We start from the raw sequence: 13,841 nt of genomic DNA, 5'->3' as shown, positions 1-13,841 counted from the left end.
AGAAGTATACCCAAACAAGCTGAATGGCAGATGAATCAAGCACACATTTCGTTATATTTAATTCATCTATTATAAGAGTCGTTAAGGGGAAACGATGAGAAAATTAGTCGTCTTATAGCTTAATTGAAACTGAACTGAGATAGGCTGCAATATCCACCATATCAGCATCAGAAAGATTGGCGACAACAGGCTGCATCATCGCAGACTGCGCTCCGTTACGCGTATTTGATTTGAACCCGTGTAATTGGCGCACAGTATAAATACCAAAATTCCCCGCTATTGCAGGACCAATGTCTGAACCGGATAAGTCAGCGCCATGACAGCTCATGCAAGGGATGGTTTTACCTCCTCCCGTTTGAACTAGGTTTTTACCACGGTTAATACTGCCCACTGGTACATAGCTAATAAACTCGCTTACTGGTGCGCGCTTATGTACCAGTTCTTTATCTACAGGGACTTCGATAATACGATTATTAATTGGTTCTTGCGATGGCGTAGTAGTGTCGACTTGGCGCATTCTGGTTTTATCAACGTACGTACTCGCAACAGTTTCGACTTCCTTTACCGTAATAAATTGCTGCGTAGGAAGACTTGCAAACCATCTTGATGCGTCAATCATCTCCGCCTCTGTCATCAAGGCGGCCATGCGGTTCATGTGACCGCTATAATCAACACGCTCACCCGATGCAAATGCCTTTAACTGCTCAGTCATGTAATTTGCAGACAACCCAGCTAATGTTGATGATTCTGGATGACCTGTTCCTGAAGCTAAATGACAAGATGCACAAGCCCACACTTTTGGTTTTTTGCCAAACTGGACAATATCAGGCATAGGTTCGTGCTGCTGAGGGAACCAATCAGGTGCGCTAAATTTGTTGTCAATTTCTGTTTGAGTGTAGCTGACAGCACTGCCTTCAAGTTGGCGCTTCACAGTGGCATCAACAATCTCTGACATTGCACTCCCTCGAGCAGGTGTTGACCACCCAGGTGCATTAGGTATGTTATTGTCAGCCATCGCCGATGTAGCAAATAATAGACTAGCAGTAAGTAATAAATGTTGTTTTTTCATCTTCTATCCATGTGTTTTTATTATATTTAGGTTTTAACTTATGACGAGAGTATAGCCAAATAACCTGAATAGAAGATGAATACGCCTTAGAGTCTTAGTGGCGGAATTTCTTTCCAACCATCAATTTCCTTTTCTGCTAACGCGAACTTGAAAGCATAACCAACATGGCCGGTTTTGATTCTCAGGTCTGTGGCAACCAATAGCCCTTCAACCTCTTCTAAGCGAATAAACCCATTGGTAAACCAATCAAGCGAGGTTAATGCTGGTGTAGTAACATCGATTACACCAAAACCGAGATTTTGTTGTTCCGATATCGCTAACGTATTAGTAAGTACATTCAGTGTTACATCATAATAAATACCGTCATCGACAACGACAGCTATCCACCAGTTAAGACTTGGATAAAGCGGGGAGAGAAATACTTTAGACGCAGGGATACCTTGCGCTTGTAAGGCTGTATCGACTTTATTTTGCATTTGGTTTTGTATTAATACACTCAGTAACAAATAACCACTGCTGAGCAACAAACCAATATGATTAACCCGCATCGCCTTTTGCTTACTCTCATCACTACCTTTACTGCGCCACAAATAGACACAACCAACTAACAACGGGATGGTATACAAAGGATCAATAACAAATATCGACGCGATAGAAATCGGATGTCCGTCTAATGGCCAAAACAATTGCGTACCATAGCTGGTAAATGCGTCGAGCAGAGGGTGCGTGATTAACGTTAGACAACACAGCCAAAATAATCGTTGATTAGAAATTACATCTGTTTTGAATTTAAACCTGAGGCTAAACTTAAGCACCGCAAAACAGATAAACGCAAAAGGAAATAGCACAAACAAGGAATGTGAGAAACTACGATGTTCAGTAAAGCTAGCTACAGCATCTGCGGCAGGCATAAATACATCTAGATCAGGTAACGTACCTAACACACCACCGATAACAATAGCACTACGACCAAGTTGTTTGTGTCCGATGGCAGCACCAATAGCGCCACCTAATACGATTTGAGTTACTGAGTCCATCGCTGTTCCTAACGTAAAAATCTTGAGTTCTATATAAGTACTATATTAGATACGCTGTTGAGCACTATCTTTAATATAGTAGTTAAACTAATCGCATTTTATCTGCGGAGCAAGTTTTGAAGGGTTGTGATAAACAAAAATGGCTAAGGTCTCTCAACCTTAGCCATTCATATAACGAATCTAGTGGTAGGTGCTAAATACAATTATTAACTTTATCTAGCAACTTTCCTAACGACTAGGTTTGACGTCTTTCTTCGCTCGGTTATTCGTTTTCTTACCGTAAGAGCGGTTTTTAGCACGACGTTTATCGTCAGTACGGCCATTGCCTTTACTTTTACCGCCGCCATTACGACCGTCGTCAACTGGCTTGCTCAGGTCAGGTTCATAACCTGGTAACCATTGCGCCACTAAACGGGTATCAAGCAGAGTTTCAATCTCTTCTAACAACCAGTTTTCACCGATGCTTACTAAAGACGTTGCAGTACCAGATAAACCAGCACGACCTGTACGACCGATACGGTGAATGTAGTCTTCCGCTTTAAACGGTAATTCAAAGTTGATTACATGTTTAAGCTGTTCGATATCAAGACCTCGAGCAGCAACATCAGTTGCTACCAATGCGCGTACTTTACCCGTTTTAAAATCTTCAAGACCACGTTCACGTGCGCCCTGTGATTTATCACCGTGTACCGCGATTGTCTTAATACCATCTTTACACATTTCTTTTGCTAGGCTATCTGCGCCCTGCTTAGTACGCGTAAAGATAAGTACTTGACGCCAATTGCGAGAACCAATCAAGTAAGACGTTAATTCACGCTTACGATCCGTATCGACAGCATAAAATATTTGTTCTACTTGCTCAGCCGCCGCGTTACGCGTATCGACTTCAACCAGTAAAGGATCACGTAATAAGCTTTTGCTTAACTTAAAGATCGCATCATCAAATGTTGCCGAGAACAACATCGTCTGACGTTTTTTCGGTAGATGTTTTAAGATGCGGCGAATTTCTTCCATAAAGCCCATATCTAGCATACGGTCAGCTTCATCGAATACAATCTTTTCAACAAACTCAAGCGTCAGCGTTTCACGATCTAATAGATCCAATAAACGACCAGGTGTTGCGACTAAAATGTCCGCACCTTGAGCCAATGCTTTAACTTGTGGGTTAATGCTCACACCACCATACGCAAGTGCAGCAGTTAGTCCGCTATCTTCGCTGTATGTTTCAAAGCTTTTATGTACTTGTTGTGACAATTCACGCGTTGGTGTCAATACCAATGCTCGTATTTGTTTTTTCGCTGTTGCTTCTGATGCGTTAGCTGTTAACAGGTGAATAATGGGCAATGCAAACGCAGCTGTTTTACCTGTACCAGTCTGTGCACCACCCATAATATCACGCCCTTCCAGAATTGCCGGAATAGCCTGAGCTTGAATTGGTGTAGGCGTTTCATAGCCTAACTTGGTAACAGTATTAATTAAATTTTGATTAAGATTTAAAGCAGAAAAACCCATAATGACCTTACTAAACACAACAAAAACGATATGTCGCGCAGTTTAGCAGAAGTCTTACAAGATTGCAGATAAACTCGATAAAGCAATGATTTTAAGGATCGCTCAACTAAGCATTGGATATAAAAAAACCATTCGACTAGCGATTGGTTTCTATTTATAAACAAAAACGCCTCCTTCATTCATGACGAATACAAGGAGGCGTTTATCAATTATTCTAAACTATGCAAATCAAAGCATGATTATGCTTTAGCTGTTTGACCCACTGGTGCAGTTTCAGCCTCATCAGTTAATGCAGGTGCTGTTTTTGCGTGCGTTAGATATAACGGAAGACATGTGAATAGTAGACCACCAACAAGGTTGCCTAACAGCGTTGGAATAAGGTTCCAATTTAACCAGGTAGCAACACCAACATCAGCGCCTAATAACATACCCAGTGGGAATAGGAACATGTTTACAACAGCATGCTCAAATACTAACGAGAAGAAGATAAAGATTGGCAGCCACATTGCCGCAATTTTACCAGCCACAGAACGAGCCGTCATATTACCAATAACACCTAAACAAACCATCAGGTTACACAAAATACCTTTAACAAAGACAGTAATCCAACCGTCAAAACCATGTTCAGCATAGCCAACGGTTCGCGCCATTGTAGCGCCAATGAACTTCTGCCCTACAGCACCGGCTTCAACGCTGAAGTTAGTCGTAAATATAAGCGCGATAAGGAAAGCAACGATGAGTGAACCAATCAAGTTACCTAAACCAATAAAGCCCCAACAACGCAGAATGCGGCCCCAAGTAATACCGCTACGCTTATCAAATTTAGCCAATGGCGCAAGACCAAAAACACCCGTTAACAGGTCATAACCCATTAAACTTAGAATACAAAAACCAACGGGGAAAACTAACGCACCAACCAGGCCGACACCGGTTTGCACCATAGCAGTGATCGCCACAACAACGGCTAAAGAAAGAATAATACCAGCCATGGTGCCACGTAAAACAAGGTCCCTACTACTAGTGCGAATTTTAGCTTCGCCAACATCAATCATGGTCTGAACAAATTCAGCAGGTTTTAAAGCAGACATATAAAAACTCCAAAAAGGTATTTCAAATTAAAAGTAAAATCGTATAGGAAAAGGTTCTAGCCTTTGGGTGACTAGAACCCTTGAACTATAAAATTTTGTCGCTATTCACTCAACGCATCTTAAGCATTAACCTCGACAGCATCTTTGTTCACACGTACTTTATACGTCGTAAGTGTCACCAGATCATTTTCTAAACACTGACCAGTCGCTAAGTTAAAGCGCTGCTTCTTCAGTGGGCTAGCCACCCAAAGCGCAGCGTCATGCTCACAAATAAGACCGCGTGAAAGCACGTTTGATTTAGCAAACGGGTCCATATTGTCAATGGCAAATAGCTCTTCGTTATCGCGTGGACGGAAGATAGCAACTTGCTTACCGTTAACCAATGCACATACACCGGTATTCGCTGTGATGTCGTTTAGTTGGCAAACTTTAATCCATTTACTCATGCGTGCTCTCCCACTGTGATTGCGTATGTATCTTTTTCTGCGATAGTTGCTGGACGATGCTGGTCACGTGCGGTAACAAAGCGTACGTTCTTATCTTGCTCATCGCTGTTAATGAAGTGAGCGAAACGTTTTTGTTGCTCTTCGCTCTCAACAACTTCAGACCATTCACATTTGAATTCAGTGATCAGTTTGTTGATGTCTGTTTCGAGCTGTTCATTAATGCCTAGTTTGTCGTTAACAACGACTTCACGTAAGTAATCAACACCACCTTCAAGATTATCCATCCATACAGATGTACGTTGTAACTTATCTGCTGTACGTACATAGAACATTAAGAAACGGTCGATGTATTTAAGCAGTGTTGCTTCATCTAAATCTGATGCTAATAAATCAGCGTGACGCGGGTTCATACCACCGTTACCACACACATACATATTCCAACCAGAGTCAGTCGCAATAAGACCTAAATCTTTGCCCTGTGCTTCAGCACACTCACGGGTACAACCTGATACACCAAACTTCATTTTGTGTGGCGTACGGATACCTTTGTAGCGATTTTCAAGCAACACACCCAAACCAACACTGTCTTGCACACCAAAACGACACCAGGTGCTACCCACACATGTTTTAGCCATACGCAGTGCTTTTGCATACGCCTGGCCAGTTTCATAACCCGCTGCAATCAGTTTTTTCCAAATTGCAGGTAAGTCACCTTTGTGCGCACCAAATAAACCAATACGCTGCGCGCCAGTAATTTTAGTGTAAAGGTTATATTCAGCAGCGATTTCAGCCAGTACGAGCAATGCTTGCGGCGTAACTTCACCACCTGCCATACGTGGAATAACTGAATAAGTACCGTCTTTTTGCATATTACCTAAGAAATTATCATTGGTATCTTGCAGGCCAACATTGTCACGACTTAATACATGGTCACCCCAGCAAGACGCTAAGATTGAACCGACAGTTGGTTTACATACTTCACAGCCGTAACCTTTACCATATTTAGTCAATAGCTCATCAAACGTTTTAATACCTTCGATACGAATCAAGTGGAATAACTCTTGGCGAGAATATTCAAAGTGTCCACATAAATGGTTTTTCACTTCAATACCTGATTTAGCTAACTCAGCATTCAGCACCTGGGTAATAAGTGGTACACAACCACCACAACCTGTACCCGCTTTCGTTACCGCTTTGATTTCGCCCATTGTTGTATGACCATCAGCAACTGCCGCAGCAATTTTGCCTTTCGTCACATCAAAACAAGAGCAAAGCACAGCAGAATCAGGTAATGAATCAGCACCCATCGCAGGTTTATCACCACCAGCGTGCGCAGGTAAGATCAAGCTATCTGGATGTTCTGGTAAGTCAATATCGTTAAGCTTAAGTTGTAATAGACTACCGTAATCCGATGTATCACCGATTAATACCGCACCTAATAACTTCTTGCCGTCTTCAGAAACAATAATACGTTTGTATACTTCTTCAGTTTCATCAAGATAAACAAAGCTCTTACAACCCGGTGTACGGCCATTCGCATCGCCGATACTACCCACTTTCACACCAAGCAGTTTCAGCTTAGCGCTCATGTCAGCGCCTTCAAATGCGTTGTCGTTCCCTAATAGATGATCAACAGCAACTTGCGCCATTTTGTAACCCGGAGCAACCAAACCAAAGAATTGTTCATTCCAAGATGCACACTCACCAATGGCGTAAACATCGCTATCACTCGTCACACAATGGTCACCAATAGTGATACCACCACGACGACCTGTTGCTAAGCCCGATTGGTGTGCCAGTTTATCTTGTGGGCGAATACCCGTTGAGAATACGATGAAATCAACTTCAAGTGAGGTACCATCGGCAAACATCATGGTGTTACGTGCCGTTTCGCCTTCAGCAACAATTTCTAAGGTGTTTTTGCTGGTATGTACTTGCACGCCCAGTTTTTCAATTTTTTTACGTAGTTGCTCACCGCCCTCACGGTCAAGCTGTTCTGCCATTAATACTGGCGAGAACTCAATTACATGTGTTTCCACACCTAGTGCTTTCAATGCACCAGCAGCTTCAAGTCCTAATAAACCACCGCCGATAACAACGCCGCTTTTACTGCGTTTTGCTGTCGCTTCGATTGTTTTTAAATCTTCGATTGTACGGTAAACAAAACAGTCTTTGCTTTCATTACCTTTAATTGGCGGCACCCAAGGTTTTGAACCTGTCGCCATCACTAACTTGTCGTACTTAATTTCACGACCTGAGTTTGAATAAATTATTTTCTGCGAGCGGTTAATATTAATCGCACGTTCACCAATCAATACATTGATATTATGCTTGTCGTAAAACCCTTCTTTTACTAAAGATAATTCATCTGCAGTGTGGTGAGAGAAATAAGAAGAGAGGTGGACACGATCATAGGCAACACGTGGTTCTTCACAAAACACGGTCACATCAAAATTTTCAATTTCTGCTTTTTCTACTAGATCTTCGATGTAACGGTGGCCAACCATACCATTACCGATAATAACCAGTCTGACTTTGCTCATAAGTATTCCTATATATTTATTATGTAGGTATTTTGAGGTATTACTTAATAGATAAATATGACATGGATCAATTCTGAGATGTAGTTAATGTGAAGGAGAGCAGAAGTGTGAAGTTAAACGTAATTTAATAACGAATACTGATAGTGAATGGACTTGTCAACAGAAGTAAATGGTGATTTTGTAATTTTAATACGACATAACGCGGTAATTCAACTACCCCTTAATTGGTACAAGGGGTGTTTTCGTTATTTTGTTACAGTTTGAAGTAAATGCTTCTCAGCCTATCAATATCGACATTATCAATCTGTTCGGTTTTTAAATATTGATCAGCATAAGCTTGATAAACTTGGTGTGTTAAGAATAAATCAAAGACGTCGTGATCAAGGTGTTCGTCTTTTACCATAAATGCCATTATTTTTAATGCTTGGCTTAACCTCTTGGCTGTTTTATAAGGACGATCACTTGCTGTCAACGCCTCAAATATATCAGCCACCGCAATCATTCTACCACCCAGTGGGATCTCTTCACCTTTTAATTTCAGTGGATACCCTTCCCCATTCATTTTCTCGTGATGGCTACCGGCGATTAATGGGACATTTTTCAAATGCTCGGGATACATTATCTGGTCAAGCATGACATAGGTTTGTACAATATGATCGTTAATATTGTAGCGTTCTTCCTCTGTAAGCGTGCCCGCCTGCACCATTAAGTTATGTAATTCTCCACGATTATAACGATAAGCAGGTTGAGCCATCTTAAAGTCTCGCTTACCATTATTAGCCTGCTTTTGTTTTTCGTCCCACGCAAAAAGGTGCTCATATTTATTTGCTAATACCGTTTCGACAACAGGTAACGCTTGCTCATTCGTTCGTTTTTTCGCTAACGTTTGTTGAGAGATACCGATATTATCAGGCAATGTTCTTACCCAAGTACGTGTTGCTATTTCGGCCAAACGCACTTGTTTATCCGCCGCTAAAAATTCACTCCCCAGGTTACAACTCGCAATAAAAGCAAACTCACTTTCCAGTGTCTCTTTCAGGGTTGTGCACGCAGCTTCAGCCTCGATTTTATTCATGCCATTCGCAACCGACTGTAAACAGGTTATATCAGCATCACGCTTTAACACTTCATAGCGCATGCGAATTTCATGAATACGATCGTATACCGTTTCAAGTTTCGTCGCTTTATCCATCACGTAATCAGGCGTTGTCACCTTGCCACAGTCATGTAACCAAGCTGCAACCAATAATTCTTCTCTGCTTTTCGATGTTAATGAAAAATCAGCAAAAGCCCCTGTATCCGATTCAGCCGCATTCGCAATCATTTCCGTAATCTCAGGAACTCGTTGACAATGCCCCCCCGTATAAGGTGATTTTGTATCAAGCGCTGCTGCAGTCATCTCTACAAAAGAATGAAATAAAGCCTGTTGCTCATGCTCTTTCTCTAAATGTTCCAGCACTATTTCATTAAAGCCAATAAAGTTTCTCACCAACCGTATGCGATCATAAGCACTCTTCGTTATTTCACCTTCAAAGCCTATCACTAACGCCCCGATGCTTTGTTCCTTACGATTCATTAAAGGAATAATAAACCCCGTTTTGCACCGCCCTGTTAAAAAGATAACGTCTGCATCAGCTGATGACAATTCATATACAGGCTCATCAAGCACCGATTGTTTATGATTAATAAATGTTTGTAATGCAAATTCCGGCATATTTCCAGAATTTGCAGTCAGATGAAATGCTTGTCGATTGTCCCGATTATTCACAAATAATTGGCAGCTACTGGCCGTTAAGATGACTTCCGTTTGCTCAACGATTGAAGTCGATAACTCTTCAGGACGAGATGAACGGGCAACACTATAAAGGTTGTTGAAGAAATCAATTAATACACTTTCCATGAGTATCATCGTTTCATTAAGTTGGTCGATTTCAGCGATATGAGAGACTTTATATTTTTTACGCTGATATTCAAAACGCTGGATATTATGCAGTGATTTATTTAGATAAATAAGCGGTCTCGCGATCCTTCTTGTCGATAAAATGCTGATAATAAAAAAGAAGAGAGTAAGAAACAGCATATTCCTAACACTTAAATATGAGCTAACATGCATAGATTTTTCTAAGAAATCATTTTCTTTCAACAGATTAATAAGATAAATATCTTGTTTATTACCGATGTTAATCGGCGTAATTAATAATCGAGATAATTCACCATTAACCGTGATTAATTTAATCACGGTTTTCAAAGAGTCTAAACGATCTAAATCGATCAGCTCATCTGCTAAATCAGGTCGATTTTCTATAAATGCATCGGTATTATCGATGCTGCCATTACTCGCAATTAAATCCTGTGTTGATGTGAGTAAAAATGTTTCAGCATGCTTAGAATAAGTCATATCTTTCGTCACTTGTGATAATGACTTGTAATCAAAATCAGCAGCCACAACGCTAGTCCCGTCATGTGAACGGCGTGAAAATGTAATCCCGAGCTGTTGAGAAGGATAAAATCGATAAGGTTCTGAAATTAAGATTCGACTATCAAGCATTGTTTGTTTAAACCAAGGACGTGTTCTTGGATCGTAACCATTGCTATCGTAGTAAACTCTTGAGATTACTTGTAAATATTGGTCCAAAAACACACGACGTTGTTGACCGCTGGTATGATTAAAGTTAATGCTAAACTTAGCAGCCTCAGGAATGTCACGCTGTGAGCGTTGCATATCTTGTGTTACTCGATAGATAAATATTGATTTACCCGATTGGTTAGCAGCATATAAAGAGGTTATATACGGATTTTTATATAGAGTAGTCGCGATAGGTGCTAACCAACTAAAATCAGACTCACTACTTTCAACGAGATCAGTCACGACAAGCGTATCAAGTAGCGTAACCACGGGACTAGAAATAAGCTTGATCTGATCTTGCAGAGTACTGGTGTATCGTTTTATATTTTCTGCAGAAAATATCTCTTTTTCTGATTCGAGGTGACTAACCCCTGCCGCAATCATTGTTAAACTGAATATACTAAACAGTAAAATAAAGACACCTGAGATATACGTCCTAAAAGATATTACTTTCATCGCTCAACTTATATTTCCATAAAGATTTTTATAGGTCGAGTGTATAGCTAAAACAATAAGTAGCGAAAAATTGCGGGAATATATTAAGAACAAATTAGAGTTTCAGCTCTATTTTTAAGCTAAGTGAACATCAAAAAAACACCCACTTTTACCAAGGATATGAATTTAGAGATAGATACGACGTAACGACTCAATATCCACATGGTCAAGCTGTTCCACATTTAAGAATTCATCAGCGTATTGTTGATAAATACCTTGTGTTAAAAACAGCTCAAACACATCGCCGTCAAGGTGCTCATCTTTAACCATGAACGCCATGATCTTCAATGAATGGCTTAAGGTTTTCGCTGCTTTATAGGGACGATCACATGCCGTTAGCGCCTCAAATACATCCGCAACTGCAATCATGCGACCACCGATAGGGATCTCTTCGCCTTTTAACTGCAGTGGATAACCTTGGCCATTCATTTTTTCATGGTGGCTACCCGCGATAAGCGGTACATTCTTAAGGTGCTCAGGGTATGGCAGTTGATCAAGCATGAGATAGGTTTGTACGATATGATCATTAATGTTGTAACGTTCTTCGGGAGTCAAAGTCCCACTTTTGATCATTAAATTATGCAGTTCACCACGGTTATAGCGGTGCTCTGGCTGCAGCATTTTAAAATCACGTTTACTGTTTGCTTGTAACTGTTTCTTCTCTTCCCAGACAAATAAATGCTCTGGTTTGTCGGCAAGGAGCTTCTCAGTAATCGGCAGCGTCTTGCTAGCATGACGTTTTTTAGCGAATTCTTGTTGCGAGACGCCAATATCATCAGGCAATGTACGTAGCCAGGTTCGCTCACCAATGTCTGCTAAACGTTGCTGTTTCTCTGGATCTAAAAATTCACTGCCCGGATTACAGCTAGCAATAAAGGCGAATTCATCATCAAGTTCTTGTTTCAAATTATCACAGACTTGTTGCGCTTGGGTTGCATCCATCCCCTCTGCAATCGACTGCCAATAAACAACCTCAGCATCACGCTTCAAGACCTCATATCGCATACGAATTTCATGAATACGGTCATAAATCGTTTCTAATTTTGTCGCTTTATCCATCACGTAATCGGGCGTTGTTACTTTACCGCAGTCATGTAACCATGCGGCGACTAATAGCTCTTCCCAGCCTTTTGACGTTAATGAAAAGTCTGCGAACTTATCGGTATCAGATGCGGCCGCTTTGGCTAACATCTTGGTGATTTTTGGCACGCGTTGACAGTGACCGCCGGTATAAGGTGATTTAATATCGACAGCTGTTGCCGTCATTTCAACGAATGAATGGAATAGTTTTCGTTGCTCGTCTACTTTTTCTAAATGCTCTAATACAATCTCATTAAAGCCAATGAATTCACGCACAAAACGTAATCGATTACGGGTATCATCAGTGATATCTAGGTTAAAGCCAATTAATAGCGCACCAGTATTATCATTATTACGATTGAATAACGGAATAATAAAACCTGAATGACACGACATATCCGTAAAGATATGATTGGCTTCATCTGCAGTTAGCTCATAGATGGACTGTGTAAAAGCCTCGGGATTGTGGTTGTATAAACACTGTAAGTTAAAATCGGTTGTTACTCCCGACTTCGCAGACAGTGTAAATACATCACGGCTATCAGGCGTATTGGTAAATAACTGGCAGTCATCCGCCGACAAGATCTCTTTTACTTGCGTTACAATAGATTCAGACAGCTCTTCAGGGCGTGACGTACGCGCAACGTTACGCAAATTATTAAAGAAATCTAATAATACATTTTCCATCAAACCCATTGCTTCATTTAACTTATCAATTTCTTGAATATGGGAAGCTTGGTAGCGTTTACGTTGAAATCGGAAACGTTGAATGTTTTCAATAGAGTCAGTTAAATAAGTCAGCGGACTAGCAATACGACGAGCGATAAACAGCACAATAATAAATGAGATAATAACCGAAATAATCGAAATGATAATCAGGTCGTTACGCAGGCTTGATGAAGCTTCAAATAAATCATCATGAGATACAAAGTTAACGACACGCAACATGCTATTATCTGCAAGCGTTAACGGAGATATCATTAATTCCCACGTTTTACCTCGCCAAACAACGGTTTTTGCCGACTGCGTTGCTACATTTTCCACCTCAAATTCCTGAACCAGTTTATCAAACTCAAGATCCTTCGCTGTAAATAAATCCTTCCCCATCATTAGCGAGAATAGCTGATTACTGCCAATGATTTGCGATTCAGTATTGAGTAGAAAGATATTAGAGTTAATCGAGAATTCAAAATACTGCACTAATTTAGTCAATTTATCTAAGGTAAGATCGACACCAATAACGGCATCGCCAGTGCGAGTTTTACGTGAAAAAGTAATGCCATCTTGCGCCGGGTTAGAGAAGTTATATGGCCCTGTCATATAGATTTGGTCATTATTCTTTACTTCGTTATACCAAACTCGTTCACGCGGATCATAATCACTGCGAATGTTCAGCTCTTTGATTAATTTCATATTTAAATCATAAAACTGAATACGCTGTGCGCCGAGAATATAATAACGCACCATTAAACGCGCATCGACAGGCGCTGATAACGTTTGTTTAGTTTTTAGGTCATGCAGCGGTTGGAACAGAAAAGCACTGCCATCTTCTTTACCAAAATACATCGAATCGAGATACTGATTTTTTTCCAGTATCTCAGTCATAGCACCAAGCCAAAGGGGATCAGGCGTCCCGACATCGCGAGCAGTAAACCGCCCCATCGCCAAGGTGTTTAAGAGTGTACTGAGTGGAGAGGTAACTTTTTCAATTTTAACAGACAGTTCTTCCGCGTAGTTGGTCACGATATCTTTCGATAAGGTTCTTGATATATCTTGTGAATGCTGGACACTCACATAGATTAACGCGCCACTCAGCAAAGATATGATCGAAATAAATATACTTGCTATATATCGCCTAAATGACATCGACTTCATTATCAAACCACTACACTTCCATCTATTAAAGTGGCGCTATAATAGTCCTTCATTACCGTGAAAGATATGA

General features: G+C 40.7%; 8 protein-coding genes. All 8 read right to left on the bottom strand.

Going from position 1 to position 13,841, the window contains the following annotated elements; genetic code table 11:
* Window positions 1-112: 112 nt before the first annotated feature.
* The 8 genes from JFU56_RS18405 to JFU56_RS18370 all read right to left on the bottom strand — a co-directional run bounded on the left by JFU56_RS18405 (window position 113) and on the right by JFU56_RS18370 (window position 13,690).
* Complete coding sequence (locus JFU56_RS18405) at window positions 113-1,069, bottom strand: c-type cytochrome (protein WP_198438724.1); 957 nt, start codon at window positions 1,067-1,069, stop codon at window positions 113-115.
* An 86-nt stretch (window positions 1,070-1,155) separates the two neighbouring features.
* On the bottom strand, window positions 1,156-2,106 hold the full coding sequence (locus JFU56_RS18400; protein WP_198438723.1) for a metal-dependent hydrolase: 951 nt from the start codon (window positions 2,104-2,106) through the stop codon (window positions 1,156-1,158).
* A 228-nt stretch (window positions 2,107-2,334) separates the two neighbouring features.
* Window positions 2,335-3,618 (bottom strand): DEAD/DEAH box helicase, encoded by a 1,284-nt coding sequence (locus JFU56_RS18395; RefSeq protein WP_198438722.1) that lies wholly within the window; start codon window positions 3,616-3,618, stop codon window positions 2,335-2,337.
* A 239-nt stretch (window positions 3,619-3,857) separates the two neighbouring features.
* Window positions 3,858-4,706: a formate/nitrite transporter family protein gene (locus JFU56_RS18390; protein ID WP_198438721.1), complete on the bottom strand. Its 849-nt coding sequence runs from the start codon at window positions 4,704-4,706 to the stop codon at window positions 3,858-3,860.
* A 119-nt stretch (window positions 4,707-4,825) separates the two neighbouring features.
* Entirely contained in the window at window positions 4,826-5,152 is a 327-nt protein-coding gene (gene nirD / locus JFU56_RS18385; protein ID WP_198438720.1) for a nitrite reductase small subunit NirD, read from the bottom strand.
* Window positions 5,149-7,695 (bottom strand): nitrite reductase large subunit NirB, encoded by a 2,547-nt coding sequence (gene nirB, locus JFU56_RS18380; protein ID WP_198438719.1) that lies wholly within the window; start codon window positions 7,693-7,695, stop codon window positions 5,149-5,151. Before nirB ends, nirD begins: the two co-directional genes overlap by 4 nt.
* A gap of 253 nt (window positions 7,696-7,948) precedes the next feature.
* Window positions 7,949-10,777, bottom strand: coding sequence for an HD domain-containing phosphohydrolase (locus JFU56_RS18375; protein ID WP_242066016.1), 2,829 nt, complete (start codon window positions 10,775-10,777; stop codon window positions 7,949-7,951).
* A gap of 165 nt (window positions 10,778-10,942) precedes the next feature.
* Window positions 10,943-13,690 carry an HD domain-containing phosphohydrolase gene (locus tag JFU56_RS18370; RefSeq protein WP_305798257.1) on the bottom strand — a complete coding sequence of 916 codons (2,748 nt, stop codon included), beginning with the start codon at window positions 13,688-13,690 and terminating at the stop codon, window positions 10,943-10,945.
* Between the last annotated feature and the right edge of the window lie 151 nt (window positions 13,691-13,841).

The organism is Moritella sp. F3 (assembly GCF_015082335.1).
Classification (GTDB): domain Bacteria; phylum Pseudomonadota; class Gammaproteobacteria; order Enterobacterales; family Moritellaceae; genus Moritella.
This window is presented reverse-complemented; position numbering and strand designations above follow the sequence as displayed.

Coding starts and splice junctions, on each gene's coding strand:
- JFU56_RS18405 (WP_198438724.1), bottom strand. CDS start 1,069: ATGAAAAAACAACATTTATTACTTACTGCTAGTCTATTATTTGCTACA.
- JFU56_RS18400 (WP_198438723.1), bottom strand. CDS start 2,106: ATGGACTCAGTAACTCAAATCGTATTAGGTGGCGCTATTGGTGCTGCC.
- JFU56_RS18395 (WP_198438722.1), bottom strand. CDS start 3,618: ATGGGTTTTTCTGCTTTAAATCTTAATCAAAATTTAATTAATACTGTT.
- JFU56_RS18390 (WP_198438721.1), bottom strand. CDS start 4,706: ATGTCTGCTTTAAAACCTGCTGAATTTGTTCAGACCATGATTGATGTT.
- nirD (WP_198438720.1), bottom strand. CDS start 5,152: ATGAGTAAATGGATTAAAGTTTGCCAACTAAACGACATCACAGCGAAT.
- nirB (WP_198438719.1), bottom strand. CDS start 7,695: ATGAGCAAAGTCAGACTGGTTATTATCGGTAATGGTATGGTTGGCCAC.
- JFU56_RS18375 (WP_242066016.1), bottom strand. CDS start 10,777: ATGAAAGTAATATCTTTTAGGACGTATATCTCAGGTGTCTTTATTTTA.